The organism is Pseudomonas sp. 2 (assembly GCF_056627435.1).
In genome coordinates this window covers 32,524-58,406 of record NZ_JBWXNG010000025.1, presented here as the reverse complement: position 1 = coordinate 58,406, position 25,883 = coordinate 32,524, and the positions used below count along the sequence as shown (strand labels likewise).

Here is a 25,883-nt window from a genome sequence, read left to right as displayed (position 1 = left end):
GGGACGGTGGTGTTTTCTTGAAATTATTTATGCTGCTCGATGTAGGCAATCACCACACTCTTGATTACGAATGCCAACACTCCGAGCCCCAACACGCCGAACAGGATGATCGTGCCAAAGCGCCCGGCCTTGGACTTCTTCGCCAGGTCCCACACGATGAACCCCATGAACGCGATCAGCACGGTGACCAGAATGGTCATCATCCACTCTTCGAACAGTTCGGGTTCCATGGGGCATCTCCGGCAGGTGGGGGCTGGGGATTATAGGCCGTAAGCCTGCGGTCAGCTGCGCAGGTGCACCAGTGGCAATTCGGTGCTGGCCAGCACCTGGTTGAGCACGAAACTCGAGCGCACGCTGGTGACGCCATCGATGCGGGTCAGGTGGCCGAGCAGGAATTTCTGATAGTGGTCCATGTCCGGGACCACGACCTTGAGCTGATAGTCGGCGTCGATCCCGGTCACCAGGCTGCACTCCAGCACCTGGGGCAGGTTGCGGATGTGCTGCTCGAAGTTCTCGAAGCGGTCGGGGGTGTGTCGGTCCATGCCGATCAGCACGTAGGCGGTCAGGCTCAGCCCAAGCTTCTTGCGGTCGAGCAGGGCGACCTGGCGCACGATATAACCGTCGTCTTCCAACTGCTTGACCCGGCGCGAGCAAGGCGAGGGCGACAGGCCAATGCGCTCGGCCAGTTCCTGATTGGAGATGCGCGCGTCGCGCTGCAGTTCAGCCAAAATACTCAGGTCGTATCTGTCGAGCTTGCTCATGTCTGGCCCCTTTAATGGATCGATTGCGCCGAATTATTCATCCGAAGCGAAAAATTGCGCAAGTGGTGTTTTCATCAGCAACATTCGCAATCCTGTGTCGCGCCGCCGAGCCTATTCTTTTACCCAGAATCACTGCCCGGACACAGCGTCCAGCGCGGCCCGCCGAATCAGGCCAGCCGCGGCCTCCAGCCCAACAGGGTTGACCAGGCCACCGGGCTACGCACTGTCCAGCAGACGATGCGAGGTGAGCCGGCGTCAAAAGCGTCGTGCCAGGACGAAGCATTCAAGAGAGGGCCATCGAGCCCTCTTTTTTTATGCCTGCGATTCGTGCCTGCTGATAGAGTGCGGCGAACGGCGCACCCAGAATGCAGTCCTATCAACAGGTATCCGCGCCGCAGTGAGGAAAGCATGAACACGCGCATCTGGCGTTTGGCAGGTGTCAGTCTCTTGGCCTTGAGCGTCAGTGCTCAGGTGTTGGCCGACGATAACAATCAGCAGCAACAGCAGCAGCGCAATGAACAGCGTCAGCAACAGCAACGCAGCTTCGACATGCAGCGTCAGCAGCAACAGAATCAGCAACGCAGCTTCAATGAGGATAGACAGCGCGATCAACAGCGCGAGCAACAACAGCAGCAGTATCAGCAACAGCGCCAGCAGGAACAGCTGCAGCAACAACGGCAGATCCAGCAGCAACAACAGCAACGCTTCGACCAGCAGCGTCAGCAGCAGGAGCGCGAGCGCAATCAGCAGCGTATGAATCAGGCGCAGCAGGATCAGCGCCAGCAGCAGCTCGAGCAACAACAGCGCCAGCAGCAACAACAGTTGCAACAGCGCCAGTTGCAGGAGCGCCAGAAAAACCTGCCCATCCAGAGCCGTCCCGACACCGTGATGCAGACCCAACAGCCGCGTCAGGGCTTCTACCGTGACCAGCCGCGGGACAACCCGTGGCGTGGCGGCGATAACCGTCCCGGCAATGGCAACTGGCAGGGCGGCCGTCCACCCCACGGCGATGGCTGGGGTTCAGGCCCGCGTTATCGTCCGGGCTACGAGATCGACCGCATGCCGGGCGGCTATTCGCGCGTGCCGTATCGCGGCAACGACTACTTCTATTCCGGTGGCTACTGGTATCGCCCGCAAGGTCCGCGGTACGTGGTAGTTGCGCCGCCGCGCGGGGTGCGTGTGCGCTACCTGCCGGATTACGCGCAGCAGGTCTGGTTGGGCAGCGCGCTGTTCTTCCTGGCGGCGGGTACCTATTACACCTACGAGCAGAGCACTCAGGAATACGTCGTCGCCGAGCCGCCGCAGGGCGTCGAGCCGGTGTACAGCCCCGAGTCGCTGCCGCAACCGCCGCAACAACCTGACAACCCGTACGACGTGATCTCCTACCCGGCCAACGGCCAGACCCAGCAGCAGATCGAGCAGGACCGCTATGACTGCTACCGCTATGCGGTGCAGCAGAGCAATTTCGATCCGGCAGCGGCGACGTACCAGCCTGCGCCAGAAGTGGTGGGGATTTATCGCCAGGCGATGGCGGGCTGTTATGCGAGTCGTGGGTATAGCGTTCAGCAGTGATGGATGGATGATGATCTGTAGGAGCGAATTCATTCGCGAATGGCCTGAGAGACCGAAACATCTCTATCGCCCGTGCCATTTTCGCGAATAAATTCGCTCCTACAGGATCCGGTTAGTTAACCGCCGGACTGTTCGCCCGCTTCACCACTTCCTGAGGGTCGGCGTGCACCAGCACTTCGGCCTTCGGGAATTCCTTCATGATCGCCCGCTCGACCTGCTCGCACAGGTCATGGGCCACCGACAGCGTCAGCGCCCCCGGCAACTCCAGATGCAATTGCACGAACCAGTGATTGCCTGAAACCCGGGTCCGCAGATCGTGCGCGCCGAGCACCCCGGGCACCGCCTGCGCCAGTTCCAGCATGCGCGCGCTGACACCTGGCTCAAGCTCTTCATCCATCAGCACCGACACCGTCTCCCGGGCAATGGAAATCGCGCTCCACAGGATGTAGAACGCGATCGCCAGACCGAAATACGCATCGAGCTGGTCGTAGCCCAAATACGCCAGGCCCAGCGCGAGCATGATGCTGACATTGAGCAGCAAGTCCGAACGGTAATGCAGCGAGTCGGCGCGGATGGCCGCCGAGCCGGTTTCCTTGACCACCTTGTGCTGCAGCATCAGCAGGCCGACGGTCAGCGCAATCGACAGCACCATCACCAGCATGCCCAGGCCCGGTGCGCTCAAGGCCTGAGAGTGCTGAATCCGTTCGATGGCCTGAAAGCCGATCAGAAACGCACTGACCGCAATGAACAACGCCTGCGCCATGCCCGACAGCGCTTCGGCCTTGCCATGGCCGTAGCGGTGGTCCTCATCGGCCGGGCGTAGCGCGTAATGCACCGCCAGCAGATTGAGGAAGGACGCCGCGCCGTCGAGCAGCGAGTCGGTCAGCCCCGCCAGCAGGCTGACCGAGCCACTGATCCACCAGGCCACCGCCTTGGCGATGATCAGAATACTGGCCACCGCCAGTGACGCCCGCGTCGCCAGACGCAATAACCGGGCATGTTCAGGGCTGCTGCTCATGGCACTTCCTTGCGTGACAACGGCGAAAAGATCAGGCGGACGGCGCCAGGCCCAGGGAAGCCAGCTGCTGCGTGCTGCCCTTGTGCTGGATCAGGCGAGGATCGTCCAGCGGCAGGGTACGGCCCAGCTCGGTCTGGATGATGGCCTGCAGCTTGGCGTTGTCCACCGTGCCGTCGGTGCGCACGGCAGGCTGCAGCTTCTGCGGATCGATCTGCGCCTGGTTGCCATTGGGCAGGTAGATCGCACCGGTGGCGAAGTCGACGCCGAACGCGATCACGCCGGGGATGATGTAGAACAACAGACCGATGGCGTCGAGCACCACGATCGCCGGGTCCATCCTGCCGCTGCCCTGAATCTGGCCGCGACGATCAGGGTAGAAAATACTGCCGCAGGCAGTCAGCTGAGCCAGCAGGCTGCCGATCAGGACAGTGCCGATCAAACGCGAAGGAATGCGCATGGAAATCTCCTCAGAGGAAGTCGCAACTATACAAGGCAAATGCCTAACCAATAAGACTATCTCAGATGTGGGACGGTTCTGTGTCGGGGCAAACAAAGCCGTGCGGCGCGCCGTATAATCGGCGGTCTGTTTCTGGAGCCCTCATGAATTCCCTACCCATCGATGCCGTTCTGCCTGCCCTGCGCCAAGCCCTTGCCGACCGTGACGAAGCGGTGCTCGAAGCGCCGCCCGGTGCGGGCAAGACCACGCGCGTGCCGCTGGCGTTGCTGAACGAGGCGTGGCTGGCCGGGCAGAGCATTCTGATGCTCGAGCCTCGGCGGCTGGCCGCGCGGGCGGCGGCGGAGCGGCTGGCGTCGGAGCTGGGGGAGAAGGTCGGCGAGACCGTGGGTTACCGCATCCGGCTGGACAGCAAGGTCGGGCCGAATACCCGCATCGAGGTGGTGACCGAGGGCATTCTCACCCGCCGCTTGCAGGAGGATCCGTCGCTGGAAGGCGTGGGGCTGCTGATTTTCGATGAATTCCACGAAAGAAGCCTCGACGCCGATCTGGCCCTGGCGCTCAGCCTCAATGGCCGGGCGCTGTTTCGCGATGAGCAGCCGCTGAAAATCCTGCTGATGTCGGCGACGCTGGAAGGCGAGCGGCTGTCGAGCCTGCTCGATGACGCGCCGGTGATCAGCAGCCAGGGGCGCATGTTCCCGGTGGCGACGCAGTGGGGGCGGCCATTCCAGCCGGGTGAGTTCATCGAGCCGCGCGTGGTGCAGACCGTGCTCGATGCATTGGGTAATGAAACTGGCAGTCTGTTGGTGTTTCTGCCGGGGCAGGCCGAGATTCGCCGCGTTCACCAGCAACTGGCCGACGCCTTGGGCGAGCGCAGCGATGTGCTGCTATGCCCGCTGCACGGCGAGTTGGATCTGAATGCTCAGCGTGCTGCCATCGACCCGGCGCCCAGCGGCAAACGCAAAGTCGTGCTGGCCACCAACATCGCCGAGACCAGCCTGACCATCGATGGCGTGCGCGTGGTGGTCGATGCGGGGCTGGCGCGGGTGCCGCGTTTCGACCCGGGCAGCGGCATGACCCGGCTGGACACTCAGCGCATTTCCCGCGCCAGCGCCACCCAACGAGCCGGGCGAGCAGGGCGCCTGGAACCGGGTGTGTGTTATCGCCTGTGGTCCGAGGCGCAGCATGAGCAACTGGCGGCCTATGGCACGGCGGAAATCCTCCAGGCCGATCTTGCCGGCCTTGCCTTGCAGCTGGCCCGTTGGGGTGTCGAACCTGCGCAACTGGCGTGGCTCGACACGCCTCCAGCGGCCGCTTATGCGCAGGCGCAGGACTTGCTCGGGCGGCTCGGTGCCTTGAGTCGTCAGGCGGGCGAGGGCTGGAAGATCACGCCTCACGGTCAGGCCATGGCCGAGTTGCCTGCGCACCCGCGTATCGGCCATCTGTTGTTGCGCGGCCAGGAACTGGGGCTGGGGCCGCTGGCCTGTGATGTCGCGGCGCTGCTGGGCGAGCGCGACATCTTGCGCGGCGCCGGTGCCGATCTGCACAGCCGTCTGACTTTGCTGGCCGGCGCAGAACGCGCGGCCCGTGGTGCTCAGGGCGGCGTTCAGCGCGCCAGGCAGTTGTCCCGTCAGTACCGTGGTTATCTGCGAGGCAACTCGAAAAAGACGGTCGCCGATCCCGATCATCCACGCTGGCTGGGCGCGTTGCTGGCGCTGGCCTATCCGGACCGCGTGGCCCAGCAACGCCGGTCCGGTGGTGCGGAATACCGGCTGGCCAATGGTCGGGCGGCGTTGTTCACAGAGCCCGATGCGCTGATGAAAGAGCCGTGGCTGGTGATTGCCGACCTGGGCAGTCGTCAGGGCCAGCGCGAGGAACGCATTTACCTGGCAGCGGATCTGGACCCTGGCTTGTTCGATTCGGTGCTGGCCGAGCAGGTCAGCCAGGCGGACCAACTGGACTGGGACGAGCGTGAAGGTGTGTTCCGCGCCGAACGTCAGCGCAAGGTCGGGGAATTGATCCTCAGCCGCGAGCCGCTGACCGGCCTCGACGACTCGGCCCGTGGTCAGGCATTGCTCGCGCTGGTGCGCCGCAAGGGCCTGGAGCTGCTGCCCTGGACGCCGGAACTGCGCCAGTGGCAGGCCCGCGTCGCGTTGCTGCGGCAACTGGATCTTGAGAAAAACGCCGCCAGCGAATGGCCAGACGTGAGCAATCAGGCGCTGCTCGACCAGCTGGAGCACTGGCTGCTGCCGTATCTGGGCAAGGTCACCCGCCTCAGTCACTTCGCCAACCTGGACCTGCCGTCGATGCTGTACACCCTGCTGCCCTGGCCGCTGCCACAGCGCCTGGAAGAACAGGCGCCGCATCACCTGAGCGTGCCATCCGGCTCGTCAGTGCGCCTGGATTACAGCGAACACCCGCCGATCCTCGCCGTGCGTCTGCAGGAACTCTTCGGCCTGGCTGACACCCCACGCATCGCCGGCGGTCGGCAGATCGTCAAGCTGCACCTGCTGTCCCCGGCCCGGCGCCCGGTGCAGGTGACCCAGGATCTGGCCAGCTTCTGGAAGAACACCTATCAGGATGTGAAGAAGGATCTGAAGGGGCGATACCCCAAGCATTATTGGCCGGAAGACCCGTTGGTGGCCGAGCCGACGGCGAGGGCGAAGCCGAGGGGGACGTGAGTAGACGCTTGCGACAGTGAGAAAGGCGCAACACCCGGAAACGAAAACCCCGGCTCTGGGCCGGGGTGGGTGTTTCGTGGTCTTCGCGATGAGTCGTAAGCTTGCGCTCATTGGAACTCGTCACCAACCTGCGGACGATCCTACGAGCGGCTGGCAGAGGTGTCAACCCCGCTTCGGAGAGCCTCACTGCCAAGGAAGCATTCAGGATGCCGCATACCGTGAAGTACCGGCCCTCGTTGATCGATGAACTCATCAGTTCGCACAGGATTGCCAGCTACAGCAAGGTTTTTGCTACGCACGATGATGCGCAGTTGGTAGGCGCGTATCTCTGGAATTCTCATGTCTGTGCTGCCTTGTATCCATTGCTCGCAGCGGTGGAGGTCACGCTCCGCAATTCTATCGACGCTGTTCTGACGGCTGACCTGGGCCGGTTCTGGTGGAAAAAAGGCACCTTGCAGTACAGGAGTTTCACTCCGGGGGCAGCCAAATTGCCCTGGCCGGTCGAGTACCTGACCCATAATTTCCTGTCGGCGTACAAGGCCGCGCAAAAAGATAGATCGATGCGCTTGGGGCGGCGATTCAGTGGTGTTCCGGATCATCAGGAGATCATCGCCAAAACCGACTTTTCAACCTGGGAGTTTCTTCTGGAAAGCGAATACATGGGCGATAACCTGATCTGGCCCAAGCACCTTGGACGGGTGTTCAGAGGCTCCTGGCCGACGCATCAGGGCTCGGACATGCTCGCACGGTGTCGAGAACGAGTTTCTCTGGTTCGACGATTCCGCAACAGGATTTTCCATCACGAACCTGCATGGAAACGCTTCGGCGTTACCAACGAGCAGCATGCGGTGATCCATCTGCACGAAAAAATCGACAAGCTGATGGAGCTGATAGTCTGGATCTCACCGGAAAAGGCTGATCTGCTCACCAAGAGTGGCACTGTGAAGAATGCTCGCAGAGCGTGCTCCGTAGCGGAAATTACAAGATTCAAGTATCAGTTGGCGGCCCATGACATCGACAGCATGGATACGCTGGTGAGGGTTGCCCAAGCCGTGACCCGTCACAATGAAGTTGCAAGGCTCGCGCTCGGTGGTGAGCCCGAGATAATCTGCACTTTGCAATCCGAGTAGCCTGCTCCGGCGGGACCCAGGCGTTGGCTCGACAGTGTCAGCATTCGTTCATCTGTTCCCGCTTTCGGGACAGGCAAGCAAAGGATCCTTGCCTTTCTAACACCCGCTAACACCGCATAACTGGCCCCCACCACCCCCACCCCTCACTCTGTAGCCTCGCCATCAACAGCGTGAACGCCCTGCGAACAGCGCTGTCACGGTTGTCCATTTCGAGAGTGCCGATCATGTCCGAAGAATTTCGCCAGAGCTGCGTGTGCGGGGACGACAGGCCCAGTAACGATGAGCTGGGTGCGTTGATCGCCCGGGTCGTCGCGGACGGCCAGGGCGGCTCGCAGTTGTTCGCGGCGGTGGCGCCGTTGCTCACGGCTTTTTATGAAGGGCAGGTGCAGGCCGGGCGGGCGCGGCGGGAGGATCTGCAGGCGCTGGTGGATCAGGCGTTCGCGGCGCTGTGTCGGCATCGCGAGGGTTACGACAGCGCCTACCCGTTTCGCGCCTGGTTGATCGAGGTGGCGCGCAGCACGTTGCGTGATTATCTGCTCAATCTCGATGCCCGTCCTGTCGACGCCTCGCGGGCACCGGCTGCCTGCGCTCCACGCCACGTCATGCGCGCAGTCTGAACACTGTTGCGATTTGCCTGTTTTCTGTCGGATCCCCTGATGATCAGCATTGAAAAGATTTTGTACACCGGCCACACCTACACCACAGGCGGCCGTGATGGTGCGGGGCGCAGCCACGATGGCCGGCTCGACCTGAAACTCTCCCCGCCGGGGGCGCCCGGAAGCGGGACCAACCCCGAGCAGTTGTTCGCCATCGGCTGGTCGGCCAGCTTTATCGGGGCGTTGCGCCATGGCTGCAATGCGCGCCGGATCGGCTTCCCCAGCGATACCGCGGTCGATGCTCAGGTGGATCTGGTGCATGGCGAACAGGGTTTTTTCCTGCGCGCACGGCTGGCGGTGTCGCTGCCCGGGCTTGCGGACGATCTGGCCACTGAGCTGATCGAAGCGGCCCGGCACAACTGTCCGTATTCCAAGGCCATGCGCGGCGGCCTGGAAATGGCCGTGACCCTGGTTTAAGTCCCATGCAGCACCCGGGCGCATCCCTTGAACGGTGTTACAAAACGCCTATCATGCTCAAGCCTGCGCCCATCGTGCTGCATCGGCCGGCATAACCCTGAATTTTCGGACACCGACCCCCGTGGAGTCAGCCCTGGACGACCTGCACGAATCATTCGCCCTGCGCTTTGCCTTCGGCCCGTTCTGCGTGACGCCGAGCAAGCGCCTGCTCAGCCGCGACGGTGTGGCCGTGGAGATCGGCGGCCGGGCGCTGGACCTGCTGATCGCGCTGATCGAGCGGCCGGGCCGGGTGCTGTCCAAGCGCGAACTGATCGACAAGGTCTGGCCGGACGTAGTGGTCGAAGAAGGCAGCCTGCGTTTTCACATGACCGGGCTGCGCCGCATTCTTGGCGATGGCGAGCAGGGCGCGCGTTACATCGCCACCCAAGTGGGTGTCGGTTACGCCTTTGTCGCGCCTATCGAACGGGTGCAGGGCGGGCCGGACCCTCTCGAACAGGCCGTTGCGCCAGTGCCGGTGCGGCGGTTCTCGACGGCAGTGGGCAGCCTGCCGCCGCGTACGCGCCTGATCGGCCGTGAAACCGATGTGCAGATGGTCGCCGAGCGCCTGCAGGCGCCCAAGTTGTTCACCATCGTCGGCGCCGGTGGCGTCGGCAAGACCAGCCTGGCGGTCGAGGTCGGCCACCGGCTGCATGCCACGCGCCCTGGCCGCGTTCGTTTCGTCGATCTGGCGCAGGTCGAAGACCCCTTGCTGGTGCCCTCGGCGCTGGCTGGCTCGCTGGACATTCCGGTGCAGGTAGACGACCCGATGGTTGTGCTGCTGGCGCATTTGCAGCCTCAGGAGTTACTGCTGGTTATCGACAACTGCGAGCACCTGATCGATGTGGTTTCCACCATCGCCGAGCAGATCCGCGAAGCCGCGCCGCGGGTCAGCCTGCTGACCACCAGCCGCGAACCGCTGCGTGCCCGCGGTGAGCACGTGCACTGGCTCAACCCGCTGGAGTTTCCGGGTGAGGCCCAGGATTTGTCGGTGGATGAGCTGCTGGCGTATCCGGCCATCGAGCTGTTCGTTGAGCGTGCGTCTTCGGGCAATGCCGCGTTAGTGATCGACGCCGACGATGCGCGGATGATCGCCGACATGTGCCGTCGCCTCGAAGGCATGGCGCTGCCGATCGAGCTGGCGGCCGTGCGCGTGGGGGCCTATGGCGTGCGTGCGACTCACGCGTTGCTCGGCGAGCGGTTTTCTTTGGGTTGGTCGGGACGCCGCACCGCTCAACCGCGGCATCAGACCCTGCGCGCGATGCTCGACTGGAGCTATAACCTGCTGTCGGCGGACGAGTGCCTGGTGTTCGCCCGGCTGGCGATTTTCGTCGGCCCGTTCTCGCAGGAGGCTGCCTCACAGGTGGTCGCCGATGCGCAGATCGACTCGGTGACCGCCGCCGCGATGCTCGATGAACTGGCGGCCAAAGGGCTGGTGGCCGTCGAGCTGACCGACCCGATGGGCGCTTACCGGCTGCTGGAAATGACCCGCGCCTATGCTCGGGAAAAACTGGTGGCCCAGGGCGAGGCCCAGGTGCATCTGCTGGCGTTCCGGCACGCGGCGTTCTACATGGATCTGCTCGGGCATCTGGGCGTCTCGCCGGGGGAAATCTACGAGCGCTCGGCGCGCCTGGCCAGCCAGTTGGGCAACGTGCGCAGCGCGCTGGAGTGGAGCTTCGGCCCCCATGGCGACCCGGGGCTGGCGCTGCCGTTGGCGGCGGCCAGTTCGCAGTTGTTTTTACATTATTCATTGATGGTCGAGTGCCGCACCTGGTGCGCCCGGGCCATCGAGTTGCTGGAGCTGGGCTACTTCGGCACGCCGACCGAGATGGAGCTGCAGGCCGCGCTGGGCCTGACGTTGATGTTCACGCAGGGCAACAGCGAGTCCGCCGAAAAATCCCTGCTCAGGGCGCTGGATATTGCCATCGCCCTGGGCGATCAGTGGTCGCGTTTGCGCGTGCTGGGCCGCTTGCAGATTTTCTACGAGCGCATCGGCGATTTCCCGTCTTCGCTGGCCTGGGCTGAGCAGGCGGTGGAGGTCGGGCATGATATCGGCAAGCCTGAAGCCATCTCGGTGGCCGCATCGCTGGCGGGGATTTCCCACCATCTGTTGGGCAACCAGATTCTGGCCCGCGAGGAGCTTGAGCTGTCCCTGCGCAACAGCCTGCCCTCCGAGCGCAGCAGCACCATTCATTACGGTTTCGATCACCGCAACCGCACCGGCCTGGGCCTGGCGCGCACGCTGTGGTTGATGGGCTACGCCGATCAGGCGCGGGAGTGGGCCGAGCAGGTCGAGGACGAAGCGGCAGCGCTGGATCACTCGATCACCTACTGCATCGCGCTGATCTGGACGCTGTGCATCTACCTCTGGACCGGCGATCTGGACAAGGCCGCCGAGCGCATCGAAACCTTCGCCGGCATCGCCCACGCCAACGCGTTTGGCCCCTATATCGCGGCGGCCATGGGCATTCGCGCGGCCATTGCGATCCGTGCCGGTGAGCCGGGGGAAGCGGTGGCGATGCTCGAAGAAAGCCTCGCGCGGCTGCACGGCATGCGTTACGAGCTGCTGACCACCTCGTTCGAAATCTCGCTGGTCGAAGGGCTGATTCTGGCCGGGCGCCACGAGCAGGCGCTGACGCAGGTCGAGCGCAGCATCGAGCATTGCCGCAGCAGCGCCGACGCCTTTGCCTTGCCGGAGTTGCTGCGGATCAAGGCGCAGATTCTGGCAATACTGTGGCCGGACGATCACGCCCGGGTCGAAATCGCCCTGACCGAATCGCTGGACCTGGCGCGCAAGCAAGGCGCCCGCGCCTGGGCGCTGAGAACCTCAATGGACCTGGCCGCATTGTGGCTGGCCCGCGAACGGCGCAGTGAAGCGCGGGCCCTGATCGGCCTGTGTCGGGAGCAGTTCACCGAAGGCTTCGACACGCTGGATCTGCGTAAGCTTCAGGCCCTCTGGCAAAGCCTGCAGGCCTGATTCAGCGCAGGCCCAACTGCCCGGCCATCTTGACCAGATCAGCCACCGAGCGCGCCTTCATCTTGCGCATCACCTTGCCGCGATGGGCCTTGACCGTAATCTCGCTGATGCCCAAGTCCGACGCGATCACTTTGTTCAGACGGCCGGCGACCACCATCGTCAGCACCTCATGCTCACGCGGGGTAAGGCTGGCGTGGGCATCGCGCAGAGAACGCAGGCCGTCTTCACGGGCCAGCGCCGCACGGCTGTGTTCGAGGGCATCGGCGATGGCCTGCAACAACACCTCGTCATCGAATGGCTTGGTCAGGAACTCCAAGGCCCCGGCCTTCATGGCGCGCACGGTCAGGGGCACGTCGCCGTAGCCGGTCAGGAAGATGATCGGCAGGTCCGGCCGCTCGCTGCCGATCCTGTTCTGCAGATCCAGCCCGTTCAGGTCCGGCAGGTTGATGTCCAGCACCAGGCAACTGGGCACCGGCGACGGCGGCTGTTCGAGAAAGGCCTGTGCCGACTCGAACAGCCGGGGCCGCCACTGGGCGACGCCGATCAAAAGCTCCAGCGACTCGCGCACCGAAACATCGTCGTCGACCACGAACACCACAGGCCGGGTGTCGTTCGGCACGGCCTTGCGTCCTTGCGCAAGCGCGTTGTCATTCATCAAAAGCCACCTCCTCACGGGCTCGATGCCGCACTCAGCTGACTGGCAGCGCGGCGCTCAAAGCCTTGAGCAGCGCGGCCTCACTGAAGGGTTTCATCAGGCACTCCACGGCGCCGTGGTTCATCAGGCGCAGGCGCTCGGCGGGATCGCCGTGGGCGGTGATGAAAATGATCGGAATGTTGTAGCGCCGCCGCGTCAGTTCCCGTTGCAGCTCCAGGCCCGACATGCCCGGCATGGCGATGTCGAGGATCAGGCAGCGGGTCTGATCCAGGTAATCGGACGCCAGAAAATCCACCGCCGAAGAGAACGCCTGCACACGAAAGCCGAACTCGCGCAGCAGGTCGGGCAACGACTCACGCACGGATTCGTCATCGTCAACGACGGTGATCAGCAAGGGCGTGTCCATCAGCACGCCTCCTGGGTCGGGCCGCTGTCGCAGGCCTGCGCGCCTGGCGATGTGGTCGGCAGGTCGATGCGAAAGCTGGCACCGGGGCCGTCGCTGTTGAGCGTGGCCCACAGCGTGCCATCGTGGTGTTCGATGATCGAGCGGCTTACCGACAGACCAATGCCCATGCCCGAGCTCTTGGTGGTGTAGAAGGCGGTGAACAGCCGTTCCGAATCCTGTGGGTCGAAGCCGCTGCCGTTGTCCCGCACCGTCAGGCTGACGCGCCCGCCATCGCAGGTGTGGGTGCTGATGCGCAGATGTCGCGAACGGCTGGTGATTTTGTTCATGGCCTCAAGGGCATTGAGGATCAGGTTGAGGATGACCTGTTGCAACTGCACGCGATCGCCCATCACCTGAGGCAGGTTGCCGGCGAAATCGGGGTGCAGCAGCACGCCGTTGCGCTGCAGTTCGCCCAGCAGCATGGCGATGACTTCCCGGGCGGCTTCGTTGATGTCGACGCTTTCGATGGTGATGCTTTTCTTCGAGAACAGCGCGCGCAGTCGGTTGATCACATCGGCGGCGCGGTTGCCGTCGCGAATGGTGCGGCGCGCGGTTTCCAGGGCGCCGGTGACATTCGGCGGGTCGGCGCCGAGCATGCGCAGGCAGGTGCTGGCGTTGGTGATGATGCCCGCCAGCGGCTGGTTGACCTCGTGGGCGATGGAGGCCGTCAGCGCGCCGAGGCTCGCGACCCGGGCCAGGTGCGCCAGCTCCGAGCGCATCTTGTCCAGCGCGGCTTCTGCACGCTTGCGGTCTTCGATGTCGGTGTTCTCGCCATACCAGCGCAGGATGGCACCGGATTCGTCGCGCTGCGGCACGGCGCGGATCAAAAACCAGCGATAGGTGCCGTCGAAGCGACGCAGCCGCGCCTCGTATTCACCACTCTCGCCCGACTGCAACAGCGCACCCCAGTAGGCCGCCAGTGCGGGGGCGTCTTCGGGGTGCAGCGACTGGGTCCAGCCGGTGCCCCGCGCCTCGCTTAATGTCATGCCGGTGTAGTCCGCCCAGCGCTGGTTGAGGAAGGTGACATTGCCATCGGGCGCAGCGCTCCAGACGAAACCCGGCACGGCGTTGATCAGGCTGCGCAGGCTTTCTTCGGAGGCACTGACTCGCTCGAATTCGTTGTCCATGGCGGTCGTGTTCTCGTTGTCGCCGGTGGTCGAGGATGCGCCACGGGCCTTGTTCTTGACATCGTACTTAGGTGTCGCAAGGGTAAAACGGCGCAGCGGGCGCCGCGGTTATTTGTTGATAGGCGCCGTTAGCCGGGCGGGGCTCATACATAGGTATGCACCGACACCTTGGTGTAATCGCCCAGGGCATGGCGGCAGTGGTGTCATCGATCGCATCTGATTCGCCACATTGGCAGGGAGATCGATCATGCATGCCGCAACACCCCTCACCACTCGTCCTCGTCGCCTGGCTGGCGCTGCGCTGGGCCTTGCGTTGTTCGCCGCGGGCTTGCCCGGCGCCTATGCAGCCGATCCGGCCAGCGACGCGATTCGCCCTTACACGATTCATGTCGACGAAGCGAAGCTGGCCGATCTGAAACAGCGCATCGCCAACACCCGCTGGCCGGACAAGGAAACGGTCAACGACACCTCCCAGGGCGTGCAACTGGCGCAGGTTCAGGCGCTGGTGAAGTACTGGGGCACCGGCTACGACTGGCGCAAGGCCGAGGCGAAGCTCAATGCGCTGCCGGAGTTCATCACCACCATCGACGGCGTCGACATCCAGTTCATCCACGTGCGCTCGCGCAACCCCCACGCCATGCCGCTGATCCTGACCCACGGTTGGCCGGGTTCGCAGTTCGAATTCCTCAAGACCATCGGCCCGCTGACCGACCCTGTAGCCTATGGCGGCCGCGTGGAGGACTCGTTCGACGTGGTGATTCCGTCGATTCCCGGCCACGGCTTTTCCGGCAAGCCGACTGAGCTGGGCTGGGGCCCGGATCGCGTGGCCAAGGCCTGGGATGTGCTGATGAAGCGGCTGGGTTATACCCATTACGTGTCTCAGGGCGGCGATCATGGCTCGGTGATTTCCGATGCGTTGGGGCGCCTGGCGCCACCCGGTTTGCTGGGCATCCACCTGAACATGCCGGCCACTGTGCCGCCGGAGCTGACCAAGGGCATCAACAGTGGCGAGTCGGCGCCTACCGGCCTGGGCGATTCGGAACTGCGCGCCTATGACGCGCTGAAAACCTTCTTCGGCCGCAATGCCGCCTACGGCGCGATGATGGTCACCCGGCCGCAGACCATCGGCTATCTGCTGGCCGACTCGCCGGCCGGCAGCGCCGCGTTCATGTACGAGAAATTCGCCGCCTGGAGCGACAGCGACGGCGTGCCCGAGCGCGTGCTCAGCCGCGATGAAATGCTCGACGACATCAGCCTCTACTGGCTGACCAACACGGGCGCGTCCTCCTCCCGGTTCTACTGGGAAAACAACAACAATAACTTCAGCGCCGCCGCGCAGAAGACCGACACGATCAAGGTGCCGGTGGCCATCACGGTATTCCCTCACGAAATCTACCGCGCGCCGAAAAGTTGGGCACAGCGCGCCTATCCTTCGCTTTCCTACTTCAACGAAGTGAACAAGGGCGGCCACTTCGCCGCGTGGGAGCAGCCGCAACTGTTCAGCGAAGAGCTGCGCAAGGCGTTCCGGCCTCTGCGCGCCAACGCCAAAAGCGACGCCGGCAAGACGGGCCAATAACCGATCCGTGATCACGATCTGAGCCGTCTGCAGGCGGCTCGTACTGGAGGTACATCATGCAACTGAACACCGCGAATCAGAGCGCCGAGCCACAGCGTCGGCGCCTGCTGGCTTCCTCGATCCTGGCCGCTGCCGTGCTGTTCGGCGCAGCCGGGTCGCAGGCCAATGCCGCTGAAGTGGCGGCAACCACGATCGGCCCGATCACCGCAGGCAGCAACACTTCGTTTGGCCCGCTCAAGCATGTGAAGGCCGGGCTGCTGGACGTGGCCTACGCCGAAGTCGGCCCGGCAGATGGCCCGCCGGTGATCCTGATGCACGGCTGGCCCTACGATATCCACAGCTACGTGGACGTGGCGCCGGCCCTCGCCGCCAAAGGCTATCGCGTGCTGATCCCGTACGAGCGCGGTTACGGCGACACCCGTTTTCTTTCAGCCAAGACCCTGCGCAACGGCCAGCCCGCCGCGCTGGCGGTGGACCTGATCGATTTCATGGACGCCCTGAAAATCAAACAGGCCGTGATCGGCGGCTACGACTGGGGCGCGCGCACCGCCGATATCGTTGCCGCGTTGTGGCCGGAGCGGGTCAAGGCGCTGGTGGCGGTCAGCGGCTACCTGATCGGCAGCCAGGAAGCGGGCAAGGCGCCGCTGCCGCCGGCCGCCGAGCTGCAGTGGTGGTACCAGTTCTACTTCGCTACCGAGCGCGGGCGTCTGGGCTATGAAAAGAACACCCACGACTTCGCCAAGCTGATCTGGAAACTCGCCTCGCCCAAATGGGAGTTCGACGACGCGACCTATGATCGCAGTGCTGCCGCCTTGCAGAACCCCGACCACGTCGCGGTCTCGATCTACAACTATCGCTGGCGCCTGGGGTTGGAGAAGGGCGAGGCGCGGTACGACGCCCTCGAGAAAAAACTCGCGGCGTTCCCGAGCATCAGCGTGCCGACCATCACCATGGAAGGCGACGCCAACGGCGCCCCGCACCCGCCCGCCGAGGCCTACGCCAAGCGCTTCACCGGCAAGTACGAGTACCGGCTGATCTCCGGCGGCATCGGCCACAACCTGCCACAGGAAGCGCCGCAGGCCTTCGCCCAGGCGATTGTCGATGCCGATCATCTTTAAGGCTGCCCACGGGAGTCATGCACCGATGAAATTCAAGCATTTGACGGCCGTTGGCGTCATTGCCGGTGCGGTTGCGCTGCTGGCCACCGGGATCGCCCTCGGCGATTCCGGTGATGGCCTGGCGTCACCGATTTACGGCGTCAAGCTGCCCGACGGCTACCGCAAGTGGGAGCTGATCGCGCCTGCCCAGGAAGCGCCTCCTCTGGACGAATTGCGCACAGTGGTCGGCAATGACGTGGCAATCAAGGCCTACGAGAACGGCACATTGCCATTCCCTGATGGCACGGTGCTGGTCAAGCTGGCGTGGAAGCACGTTCAGTCGACCGAATTCGAGCCTGCGTCGATTCCCGGCGCGGCCACCACCGTGCAGGTGATGGTCAAGGACTCGAAGAAGTACGCCGCGACCGGCGGCTGGGGATTCGGCCGTTTCATCGGTGGCAAGCCGGTGGATGAGGCGCAGCACCAGACTTGCTTCGCCTGCCACCAGGCCCGCGTGCAGAACCACGATTACGTGTTCACCCGATTCGCGCCATAACGGCACTCATCAAGGCCACTTCAAGGCCCTGTTCTCAGGAGTTAGCAATGAACAAGCTTTTTGTCGCACTGACCTTGGCGGCCAGCCTGCTGGCGGGCGCCAATGCGTCCGCGCAAGCTGAGAAACCCACGGTCGTGCTGGTGCACGGCGCCTTTGCCGATGCGTCGAGCTGGAACGGCGTGGTGCAGATTCTGGAAAAGGATGGCTACCCGGTGGTGGCCGCTGCCAACCCGCTGCGGGGCGTGAAAAGCGACGGCACGGCGATCTCGAACCTGATCGCCAGCATCGCGCATCCGGTGGTGCTGGTCGGCCACTCCTACGGCGGCAACGTGATCAGCGAAGCAGCCAACGACCGGCCCAACGTCAAGGCGCTGGTCTACGTCAGCGCCTTTGCCCCCGAGGCGGGCGAGACAGTCGCGGGGCTGGCGGGCAAGTTCCCCGGCAGCACCCTGGGCCCGACCCTCGCCCCGCCGGTGCCGCTGGCCGATGGCGGCAAGGACCTGTACATCCAGCAGGACAAGTTCCACGACCAGTTCGCCGCCGACGTCCCGGCGCCCCAGGCAGCGCTGATGGCAGCCACCCAGCGCCCGGTCACCGAAGCCGCCCTGAATGAAAAGGCCGGCAATCCTGCGTGGAAGCACATCGCCTCCTGGTACATCTACGGCGACCAGGACAAGAACATCCCGCCCCAGGCCATGGCATTCATGGCCAAACGCGCCAATGCCAAGGAGGCGGACGTGATCAAGGGCGCCTCCCACGTGGTCATGGTTTCCCACCCCGAAGCCGTGGCGCGGTTGATCGAGAAGGCGGCTGCGGGCAACTGACGGCTACGACGGCGGGTGATCAGGCTTCTGATCCTGGCCGTAGCAGTCCGGCTTGCAGGCGAATGCGTCAGGTCAGTCACCACAATGTTGCATGGCCCGACGCATTCCCCTGTAGGAGCGAATTCATTCGCGAAAGATCGGTCAGGCGACAGGGATGTATCGCCGGTTCGGGCCATTCGCGAATGAATTCGCTCCTACAGGTGGCGGCGTCCTGAGCATTGTTATCGCCAGCAAGAAGGGACTATCGCGCGGCGGGCAGCAAAAAGCGGCCAATCACCGGCAGGTGGTCGGAGATCAGCAAGGTGTCTGCCTGCCGCACCTGGGCATTCACTCGTTTGAGGGTATGGCTGTAGAACAGGTAATCGAGGGTCCGGTCCGGCCCGCTGACCCGCGGATCGTTGGGAAAGCGGGTGTACCACTTGCGCCGATCCTCGCCATTGGCGTCGTCGTTGCTGGGGATCATCGGGTACTTTTCCCACAGCGCGTGCAGCTGGCTTTCCGGCGCATATTGCTTGCGCTGTTCGGCTGGCAAACGCTGGTACTGGCCCTGAGGCAGCAGGTTGAAATCGCCGCCAGCGATCCAGGGCGTGCCGCTTTTCTCGAAGCTGTCCAGCAACTGCGTGGTGGCCGACACCTGGCGCTGCAAGGTGTCATCGCCTTCGGAAAAGTCACCCAAATGAGTGTTAACTACAGCCAAACGAGTGCCCTCACCCAGAGGCAGGTAGCTGACCAACAGCGCGCGGCGCGGCTCGAACTGGCGGCCGATCAGGTTGCCATCAGGGGAGGGCAGTTGCAGGCGCTCGGCCTTGTCCATGCGAAAGCGGCTGAGGGTCGCGAGCTTCATGCCGACACTGCCGAAGATGTGCGGATCGGGGACAAAATCCGACTTCCAGTAAAACGCCTCGGTGCTGCACGGATAGAGGTCGGTGACCCGCTCCTGCAGCAGCGCCAGTTGGTTGGTGTAGTCAGTGTTCTTGGCGCCGTCGTTCACCTCCTGCAACAGCACGATATCCGGCTGTTCGTCACGAAGGATGCGCGCCACTTCGTCGAGGTTATAGGCGATGTCCTGAATCGTCGGGCGGGTGTCCGGGCCGCTGCCGTCGGCCAGGTCGTACCAGAACACGTAGCGCTTGCCGGCCAAGTACTGGATGTTCCAGGTCATGACCTTGAGCGCCTGGCCCGGCACCAGCGCAGGCGGCGCGGCGTCCTTGGCGTTGCAGGAAACCGGCATGCGCTCGTGGCGGGCCGGGTGCCAGGTCACGTTGTAAATCAGCCCCGCGATCAGCGCGAACAACAGCGCCAGACACAACCCGTAACGCGAAAGGCGACCCATCGACGCTCCTCAGTTCGGCCTGGCGGGCTCGTCGATCAACATGAACAGACGAAACATCACCACGCTGATGAACAGCTGCAGAAAACTGGAAATGGAGTCCACCGCCAGCGACAGCATCGGGCTCTGCTGTTCAGGCAGCACATAGAAACTCAGGCCTTCGAGGACCGACAGCGGAATGTAGACGAACAGCACGCAGACCAGAATCCGCACCAGATGGCCGCGGGTCATCTTGAAGCTTTCGCGCATCGCCTCCAGCGGGCCCATGCCGCGCAGCACCAGCAGGTACTCGGAGAACACCAGCTTGATCATCACCCACACCCCGGGAACGATGAACAGCGACAGGCCGGCCATGATCAGCATCGTGCTCAGCGCCGTGAGCACGGCGAAGGTCGGCCACAGGCGCAGGGTGGCGGCGAGCAGGTCGCGCTTGGCGGGCTGCTCGCCACGGGTCTTGGCGTCCAGAAACAGGATCAGCGCGCCGGTGTACAGCGGGTAGAACGCCAGGCCGATGAGCAACTGCCAGCTCGCCGAGCCGTCCGGGGCCGAGCTGCCCAGGACCTGTTTGGTCAGGGCTTCGAGGATCACCAGCGGCAGGCACAGCGACAGGATGCTGGCGAAATTGCGCCGGAAAAAGTACAGCGAGTCTTGAACGATGGTCAGCGGATTCATGAAAGGATCACAGGCAAAAGCAGGCCGACACTTTAACGTAGGGCCGGTGCGCGGGCCAATCGGATGGGCGGGCTCTGTGTAAGGCGAGCGCGGTTTTCTTAACTTTTTCTACACCCTATTGAAAGCCCCTTGAAACGCCCCATTACTGTTTGTGTCTGACACTTGCGTCAGCCACAGAATTCCTACGGCAATCTAACGAGGTCGCCATGCACAGCGAAGAGCAAACCCTGATCGATGGCTTGTTTACCAAACTCAAGCAAGCGGAAACCGATTCGGCCCCCCGAGACGCCCAGGCCGAGGCGCTGATCAAGGAGCACCTGACCCGGCAGCCCGCCGCGCCTTACTACATGGCGCAGGCGATCCTGGTGCAGGAAGTTGCGATCAAGCAGCTGGAGGCCCAGAGCCGCCAGCGCGACGAACAGATCCAGCAATTGCAGGCCGAACTGCAGCGCGCCAAGGCCCAGGCCCCGGCGCAGCAAAGCGGCGGTTTCCTGTCGAGCATCTTTGGCAGTGGCTCGCGCGAACAGCAGCAGCCGCAGCAACCGGCGGCGTCGTTCTCGCGTCCGTCCAGCCCGCCACCTTCTTCGGGCGGCTGGCGTGATGGCCCGGCCAGCCCACCGCCGCAGCAGGGCAACTTCAGCCCGCCGCCACAAGGCAATTACGCCCAGCCGCAGCAACAGGCGCCAGCCGCGCCGTTCGGCAGTGGTTTCCTGGGCGGCGCGCTGAAAACCGCAGCGGGCGTGGCCGGTGGCGTGATGCTGGCAGAAGGCATCAGCAGCCTGTTCCACCACAACAGCCAGCCGCAGGAGATCGTCGAGATCATCGAAGAGCGGCCTGCGCAGCCCGCCAGCGACCAGGATTTCGGCAACGGCGGCGGTTGGGGCGACGACCAGCAGCGCGTGACCAGCAACGATGGCTGGGGCAATGATTCCGGTGGTTTCGCCGATAACGACTACGGCAGCGACGATGGCGGCTTTTTCGGCGGTGATGATGACGATTCGTACGTCTGACGTTTCATCCTCAGAGGCTTTCGCGGTCTCTCGGGCACAACGCTGATCGAACTGTAGGAGCGAATTCATTCGCGATAGGCCGGGTCCGACGATGCATCTATGTCGACCGGGCCATTTTCGCGAATAAATTCGCTCCTACAGGTTCGAGCCCGCGCCACGGTCCTCTATGAACCCTTCAATCCCCTCCCCAAACTGGCATACTGAGCGCCGGTCCGGTTGTCGGGCCCTTGTCGCCTGTCAGCGCATCGAGGAGTTCCGGTGAGAAGAATCGCGGTGTTTGCCGACGTACAGAACCTGTATTACACGGTGCGTCAGGCCCATGGTTGCCATTTCAACTATGCCGCGCTCTGGGCGGACATCAGCAAACGCGGGCAGATCGTCGAGGCCTATGCCTACGCCATCGACCGCGGCGACAGCAAACAGCAGCAATTCCAGCAAATCCTGCGCAACCTGGGTTTTACCGTCAAACTCAAGCCCTACATCCAGCGCAGCGACGGCTCGGCCAAGGGCGACTGGGACGTGGGCATCACCATCGACATCATGGACGTGGCGCCCAACGTCGACGAAGTGGTACTGGCCTCGGGTGATGGCGATTTCGATCTGTTGCTCGAACGCATCATCAGCAAGCACGGCGTGCAGGCGGTGGCCTACGGCGTTCCGGGCCTGACCGCCAATTCGCTGATCCGCGCGGCCAGCCGCTATGTGCCAATTGAAGGCGGGTTGTTGCTCAAAAGCTGAATGCTCCCCACCCTCGTGGGACGTTTTCACCGAAACCCTGTAGGAGCGAATTTATTCGCGAAGGTGTTTCAGGCGACATCCATGTGTCGGATGTACCATCCATTCGCGAATGAATTCGCTCCTACATCGCTTATCGTAAAGGCTACTCCATGCAAGAACGCATCGCCGTCATCGACTTCGAAACCACCGGCATTTCCCCGAGCGGCAGTTGCCGGGCCACCGAGATCGCCGTGGTGATCATGGAGCAGGGCGTCATCGTCGAGCGTTATCAGAGCCTGATGAACGCCGGCGTGCGCATTCCTGCCTTCATCGAATCGCTGACCGGCATCAGTAACGCCATGCTGCGCACCGCGCCACCGGCCGAGCGGGTGATGAACGAAGTCGCCGAGTTCGTCGGCCTCACCCCGCTGGTGGCGCACAACGCCTCCTTCGACCAGAAGTTCTGGGACTACGAGCTGTCGCGCATCAAGCGCACCCGCGAACAGAGCTTCGCCTGCTCGATGCTGCTGGCTCGGCGCCTGATGCCGAGCGCGCCGAACCACAAGCTCGGCACGCTGACCTCCTGGGCCGGCTTGCCGCACACCGGCAAGGCGCACCGGGCCATGGCCGACGCCGAAATGGCCGCCAACCTCACCGCCCACCTGAGCTTTGAGCTGCGCAATACCCACGGGATCGCCGCAGTTTCCCACCAGCTGTTCTGCACATTGCAGAAAGTCCCGGCGAAGAAAATGGCCGAAGCCATCAGCAAACACCGCACGATTTGAAAACATCACCCGGCCCCGTAGCAGCACGGCTTGCCGGCGGGGACGTCCTCAAGATCGCCCCGCCGGCAAGCCGTGCTGCTACGGGGCGTATTTTCGCCGACCCTTGTAGGAGCGCGCTTGCCCGCGACAGCGCCCGCCAGATCGCCCCTGCCGCCAATCCATGCCACCACATAACGTGTTCCTCGCCCCCTTGTAGGAGTGAGCTTGCTCACGAAAGCGCCCGCAAGATCCCCCCACCGGCAAGCCGTGCTGCTACGTACGAAGCGCCGCAAAAAAGTGTACGGGTCGAAAAATCTTCAGTTGTTACTGAACGTGTAATCACAGCCTCCCTAGAATGATCATTCAAAAAACACTCCGGTGAATCCCTGATGGGGTACTCACCGAATAAAAGATTGAGCCTCCCATGCCTGCCACCCGCCGCTTCCCCCTGCTGCTCATCGGGGCCTTTTTCGCGCTTTACGTGATCTGGGGCTCGACCTACCTCGCCATCCGCATCGGTATCGAAACCTGGCCACCTTTGATGATGGCCGGCGTGCGCTTCACCATCGCCGGCTCCATCCTGTTCGCCTTCATGCGCTTTCGCGGTGCGCCGATGCCCACCTGGCAACAGTGGAAAGCCTCGGCGATGATCGGTTTCCTGCTGCTGGCTTGCGGTAATGGCGCAGTGACCCTGGCTGAGCACAACGGCGTGGCATCCGGCGTGGCCGCGTTGGCGGTGGCCGTGGTGCCGCTGTTCACCTTGCTGTTCGGCCTGCTCTGGGGCCATCGCAACACGGGCCTGGAGTGGGCGGGCATCGTACTGGGGCTGATCGGCATCGGCCTGCTCAATCTCGGCTCCAACCTGCAAGCCAGCCCTCTGGGCGCCGCGCTGGTGATCTTCGCCGCCGCCACCTGGTCATTCGGCTCGATCTGGAGCCGCTACCTGCCACTGCCTCCCGGCGCCATGGCCAGCGGCTGCGAAATGCTCACCGCCGGCGCCATGATGCTGATCGGCAGCTACGTCAGCGGCGAACGCATGACCCAATCCCCCGGCACCTCCGGCTGGCTGGTGATGGCCTATCTGGTGGTGTTCGGCTCCATCGTCGCGTTCAGCTCCTACATGTACCTGCTGAAAAACGTGCGTCCTGCCGCCGCCACCAGCTACGCCTACGTCAACCCGGCGGTAGCGGTGATGCTGGGCGTGCTGTTCGCCGATGAGCACATCGGCCCGGCGGAAGCCGCGGCCATGTGCGTGATCATCAGCGCGGTGGTGCTGATCGGTTTGCCGCAGTGGCGCAAGCAGACTGCAGTCCAGACAGGGTAAACTGCGCGCCATCACGAAATGCGCAACGGAATCACCATGACATTCGCCTCCCTCGGCCTGATCGAACCCCTGCTGCGTGCCCTCGAGGCACTCGGCTACCAGACGCCCACCCCCGTTCAGGCCAAGGCCATCGCGCCTGTGCTCGAAGGCCGCGACCTGATGGCCGCCGCCCAGACCGGCACCGGCAAGACCGCAGGTTTCGCCCTGCCGCTGCTGCAGCGCCTGACCATGGAAGGCCCGAAAGTCGACTCCAACTCGGTGCGTGCGCTGGTGCTGGTACCGACCCGCGAGCTGGCCGAGCAGGTGCATGAAGCGATTCGCCAGTACGCCGAACACCTGCCGTTGACCACCTACGCGGTCTACGGCGGCGTCAGCATCAACCCGCAAATGATGAAACTACGCCGCGGCGTCGACGTGCTGGTGGCCACGCCTGGTCGCCTGCTCGACCTGCATCGCCAGAACGCGGTGAAATTCACCCAGGTGCAAACCCTGGTGCTGGACGAAGCCGACCGCATGCTCGACCTGGGCTTCTCCCAGGAACTGCGTGACATCTACGCCGCATTGCCCAAACGCCGCCAGACGTTGCTGTTCTCGGCCACCTTCTCCGACCCGATTCGCGAGCTGGCCGGCAAAATGCTGACCAACCCGCTGAGCATCGAAGTCAGCCCGCGCAACGTCGCGGCGTCCTCGGTCAAACAATGGGTGGTCACCGTCGACAAGAAGCGCAAGAGCGAGCTGTTCATCCACCTGCTGAAAAAGCAGCGTTGGGGCCAGGTGCTGGTGTTCGCCAAGACCCGCGTCGGCGTCGATCAACTGGTCGACCGCCTGCAGGGCTTGGGCATCAACGCCGACGGCATTCATGGCGACAAACCGCAAGCCACCCGCCAGCGCGCGCTGGACCGCTTCAAGAGCAATGAAGTGCAGATCCTCGTCGCCACCGACGTCGCCGCCCGCGGCCTGGACATCGACGATCTGCCCACCGTGGTGAACCTCGACCTGCCGATCGTCGCCGAAGACTACGTCCACCGCATCGGCCGCACCGGCCGCGCCGGGCAGACCGGCGAAGCCATCTCCCTGGTCTGCGCCGACGAAGTCGAACTGCTCAGCGCCATCGAAGTCCTGACCCGCCAGACCCTGCAACGCAAGGAAGAACCGGACTTCATCCCGGAACACCGCGTCCCGGTCACCGACGCCAGCGGGCAGATCCACAAGAAGCCGAAGAAGCCGAAGAAACCCAAGGTAAGTGGTGGCGGCGGTGGCAAGCGCAACCTGGGCAAATGGGTCGACAGCGGCGACAGCGCGCCCGAGGCGCCAGCGGCCAAGCCTGTACGCAAGGTGCCAGCGTTCAATACGGGGCCGAGGAAGCGTAAGCCGTAACAGATCCCAGGCACGGCGCGCGACACCATTAAGGATTCGCGCGCCGATCCCATAGGCTATGTGCCCGACGCGATTGCGGATTCAGACGCCGATCCCTCTGTAGGAGCGAATTCATTCGCGAAAATCGTTCAGCTGATGAAAATGCATCGGATGTACCGGCCATTCGCGAATGAATTCGCTCCTACAGGATTGATGCTCGACGTAATTGCGGATTCAACCGCCGATCCAACAGGCTTTGTGCCCGACGCGATTGCGGATTCAACCGCCGATCCCATAGGCTTTGTGCCCGACGCGATTGCTGATCCAGACCCCAATCCCCCTGTAGGAGCGAATTCATTCGCGAAAATCGTTCAGCTGATGCAAATGCATCGGATGTACCGGCCATTCGCGAATGAAATCGCTCCTACAGGATTGATGCTCGACGTAATTGCGGATTCAACCGCCAATCCCACCGGCTTTGTGCCCGACGCGATTGCTGATCCAGACCCCAATCCCCCTGTAGGAGCGAATTCATTCGCGAAAAATCGTTCAGCTGATGCAAATGCGTCGGATGTACCGGCCATTCGCGAATGAATTCGCTCCTACAGGATTGATGCTCGACGTAATTGCGGATTCAACCGCCAATCCCACAGGCTTTGTGCCCGACGCGATTGCTGATCCAGACCCCAATCCCCCTGTAGGAGCGAATTCATTCGCGAAAAATCGTT

26 protein-coding genes are annotated in these 25,883 nt (G+C 63.4%); 16 read left to right on the top strand and 10 right to left on the bottom strand.

Annotated elements, in window-relative coordinates; genetic code table 11:
* Positions 1 to 23 precede the first annotated feature (23 nt).
* The 3 genes from AC1MEK_RS28635 to AC1MEK_RS28625 form a co-directional block, all read right to left on the bottom strand.
* Positions 24 to 230 (bottom strand): DUF2788 domain-containing protein, encoded by a 207-nt coding sequence (locus tag AC1MEK_RS28635; protein ID WP_480399623.1) that lies wholly within the window; start codon positions 228 to 230, stop codon positions 24 to 26.
* Between the two features lie 51 nt (positions 231 to 281).
* Complete coding sequence (locus AC1MEK_RS28630; RefSeq protein WP_274135417.1) at positions 282 to 761, bottom strand: Lrp/AsnC family transcriptional regulator; 480 nt, start codon at positions 759 to 761, stop codon at positions 282 to 284.
* A 312-nt stretch (positions 762 to 1,073) separates the two neighbouring features.
* A complete protein-coding gene (locus AC1MEK_RS28625) occupies positions 1,074 to 1,577 on the bottom strand; it encodes a hypothetical protein (RefSeq protein WP_480399622.1) in 504 nt (167 codons plus the stop codon).
* On the opposite strand from AC1MEK_RS28625, the gene AC1MEK_RS28620 reads away from it, so the two are divergent.
* On the top strand, positions 1,515 to 2,333 hold the full coding sequence (locus tag AC1MEK_RS28620) for a DUF6515 family protein (RefSeq protein WP_480399621.1): 819 nt from the start codon (positions 1,515 to 1,517) through the stop codon (positions 2,331 to 2,333). The genes AC1MEK_RS28625 and AC1MEK_RS28620 overlap by 63 nt on opposite strands.
* A 112-nt stretch (positions 2,334 to 2,445) precedes the next feature.
* Here the strand turns inward: AC1MEK_RS28620 and AC1MEK_RS28615 are convergent, their stop codons facing one another.
* A complete protein-coding gene (locus AC1MEK_RS28615) occupies positions 2,446 to 3,351 on the bottom strand; it encodes a cation diffusion facilitator family transporter (RefSeq protein WP_480399620.1) in 906 nt (301 codons plus the stop codon).
* A gap of 31 nt (positions 3,352 to 3,382) precedes the next feature.
* Complete coding sequence (locus tag AC1MEK_RS28610) at positions 3,383 to 3,808, bottom strand: polyribonucleotide nucleotidyltransferase (protein WP_480399619.1); 426 nt, start codon at positions 3,806 to 3,808, stop codon at positions 3,383 to 3,385.
* 143 nt (positions 3,809 to 3,951) lie between these two features.
* On the opposite strand from AC1MEK_RS28610, the gene hrpB reads away from it, so the two are divergent.
* From hrpB to AC1MEK_RS28585, 5 genes are all read left to right on the top strand, one after another.
* Entirely contained in the window at positions 3,952 to 6,486 is a 2,535-nt protein-coding gene (hrpB, locus tag AC1MEK_RS28605) for an ATP-dependent helicase HrpB (RefSeq protein ID WP_480399618.1), read from the top strand.
* A gap of 206 nt (positions 6,487 to 6,692) precedes the next feature.
* A complete protein-coding gene (locus tag AC1MEK_RS28600; RefSeq protein ID WP_480399617.1) occupies positions 6,693 to 7,616 on the top strand; it encodes a CAAX protease in 924 nt (307 codons plus the stop codon).
* Positions 7,617 to 7,840: 224 nt separating this feature from the next.
* Positions 7,841 to 8,233 carry a sigma factor gene (locus tag AC1MEK_RS28595; protein ID WP_480399616.1) on the top strand — a complete coding sequence of 131 codons (393 nt, stop codon included), beginning with the start codon at positions 7,841 to 7,843 and terminating at the stop codon, positions 8,231 to 8,233.
* Positions 8,234 to 8,272: 39 nt separating this feature from the next.
* Positions 8,273 to 8,689, top strand: coding sequence for an Ohr family peroxiredoxin (locus tag AC1MEK_RS28590; RefSeq protein ID WP_480399615.1), 417 nt, complete (start codon positions 8,273 to 8,275; stop codon positions 8,687 to 8,689).
* A 121-nt stretch (positions 8,690 to 8,810) separates the two neighbouring features.
* On the top strand, positions 8,811 to 11,702 hold the full coding sequence (locus tag AC1MEK_RS28585; protein ID WP_480399614.1) for an ATP-binding protein: 2,892 nt from the start codon (positions 8,811 to 8,813) through the stop codon (positions 11,700 to 11,702).
* A 1-nt stretch (position 11,703) separates the two neighbouring features.
* Here AC1MEK_RS28585 and AC1MEK_RS28580 read toward each other — a convergent pair whose 3' ends face one another.
* Genes AC1MEK_RS28580 through AC1MEK_RS28570 form a run of 3 tightly spaced genes read right to left on the bottom strand, consistent with a single transcriptional unit; the run spans position 11,704 to position 13,929 of the window.
* Entirely contained in the window at positions 11,704 to 12,357 is a 654-nt protein-coding gene (locus tag AC1MEK_RS28580; protein ID WP_480399613.1) for a response regulator transcription factor, read from the bottom strand.
* A gap of 34 nt (positions 12,358 to 12,391) precedes the next feature.
* On the bottom strand, positions 12,392 to 12,763 hold the full coding sequence (locus tag AC1MEK_RS28575; RefSeq protein WP_480399612.1) for a response regulator: 372 nt from the start codon (positions 12,761 to 12,763) through the stop codon (positions 12,392 to 12,394).
* A complete protein-coding gene (locus AC1MEK_RS28570; protein ID WP_480399611.1) occupies positions 12,763 to 13,929 on the bottom strand; it encodes a PAS domain-containing sensor histidine kinase in 1,167 nt (388 codons plus the stop codon). The genes AC1MEK_RS28575 and AC1MEK_RS28570 overlap by 1 nt, the downstream gene beginning before the upstream one ends.
* Positions 13,930 to 14,176: 247 nt before the next feature.
* Between AC1MEK_RS28570 and AC1MEK_RS28565 the strand changes: the two genes are divergently transcribed.
* The 4 genes from AC1MEK_RS28565 to AC1MEK_RS28550 are packed head-to-tail and all read left to right on the top strand — an operon-like array spanning position 14,177 to position 17,982.
* Positions 14,177 to 15,505 carry an epoxide hydrolase family protein gene (locus AC1MEK_RS28565; protein ID WP_480399610.1) on the top strand — a complete coding sequence of 443 codons (1,329 nt, stop codon included), beginning with the start codon at positions 14,177 to 14,179 and terminating at the stop codon, positions 15,503 to 15,505.
* A 56-nt stretch (positions 15,506 to 15,561) separates the two neighbouring features.
* Positions 15,562 to 16,623, top strand: a complete 1,062-nt coding sequence (locus AC1MEK_RS28560; protein WP_480399609.1) for an alpha/beta fold hydrolase — start codon at positions 15,562 to 15,564, stop codon at positions 16,621 to 16,623.
* 25 nt (positions 16,624 to 16,648) lie between these two features.
* Positions 16,649 to 17,158, top strand: coding sequence for a cytochrome P460 family protein (locus AC1MEK_RS28555; RefSeq protein WP_480399608.1), 510 nt, complete (start codon positions 16,649 to 16,651; stop codon positions 17,156 to 17,158).
* 47 nt (positions 17,159 to 17,205) lie between these two features.
* A complete protein-coding gene (locus AC1MEK_RS28550; RefSeq protein WP_480399607.1) occupies positions 17,206 to 17,982 on the top strand; it encodes an alpha/beta fold hydrolase in 777 nt (258 codons plus the stop codon).
* 241 nt (positions 17,983 to 18,223) lie between these two features.
* On the opposite strand, the gene AC1MEK_RS28545 is transcribed toward AC1MEK_RS28550, so the two are convergent.
* Positions 18,224 to 19,315 carry an endonuclease/exonuclease/phosphatase family protein gene (locus AC1MEK_RS28545; protein WP_480399606.1) on the bottom strand — a complete coding sequence of 364 codons (1,092 nt, stop codon included), beginning with the start codon at positions 19,313 to 19,315 and terminating at the stop codon, positions 18,224 to 18,226.
* Between the two features lie 9 nt (positions 19,316 to 19,324).
* Positions 19,325 to 19,984: a YciC family protein gene (locus AC1MEK_RS28540; protein WP_480399605.1), complete on the bottom strand. Its 660-nt coding sequence runs from the start codon at positions 19,982 to 19,984 to the stop codon at positions 19,325 to 19,327.
* A 206-nt stretch (positions 19,985 to 20,190) separates the two neighbouring features.
* On the opposite strand from AC1MEK_RS28540, the gene AC1MEK_RS28535 reads away from it, so the two are divergent.
* The 6 genes from AC1MEK_RS28535 (at position 20,191) to AC1MEK_RS28510 (ending at position 25,749) form a co-directional block, all read left to right on the top strand.
* On the top strand, positions 20,191 to 20,994 hold the full coding sequence (locus AC1MEK_RS28535; RefSeq protein WP_480399604.1) for a DUF2076 domain-containing protein: 804 nt from the start codon (positions 20,191 to 20,193) through the stop codon (positions 20,992 to 20,994).
* A 258-nt stretch (positions 20,995 to 21,252) separates the two neighbouring features.
* The gene (locus AC1MEK_RS28530) at positions 21,253 to 21,732 is read left to right on the top strand and encodes an NYN domain-containing protein (protein ID WP_480399603.1); all 480 of its coding nucleotides are present in this window, start codon (positions 21,253 to 21,255) and stop codon (positions 21,730 to 21,732) included.
* 149 nt (positions 21,733 to 21,881) lie between these two features.
* Positions 21,882 to 22,496: a 3'-5' exonuclease gene (locus AC1MEK_RS28525; RefSeq protein ID WP_480399602.1), complete on the top strand. Its 615-nt coding sequence runs from the start codon at positions 21,882 to 21,884 to the stop codon at positions 22,494 to 22,496.
* 403 nt (positions 22,497 to 22,899) lie between these two features.
* Entirely contained in the window at positions 22,900 to 23,799 is a 900-nt protein-coding gene (yedA, locus tag AC1MEK_RS28520) for a drug/metabolite exporter YedA (protein ID WP_480399601.1), read from the top strand.
* 36 nt (positions 23,800 to 23,835) lie between these two features.
* Positions 23,836 to 25,176: an RNA helicase RhlE1 gene (gene rhlE1 / locus AC1MEK_RS28515; protein WP_480399600.1), complete on the top strand. Its 1,341-nt coding sequence runs from the start codon at positions 23,836 to 23,838 to the stop codon at positions 25,174 to 25,176.
* Between the two features lie 60 nt (positions 25,177 to 25,236).
* A complete protein-coding gene (locus AC1MEK_RS28510) occupies positions 25,237 to 25,749 on the top strand; it encodes a hypothetical protein (RefSeq protein WP_480399599.1) in 513 nt (170 codons plus the stop codon).
* Positions 25,750 to 25,883: the final 134 nt, after the last annotated feature.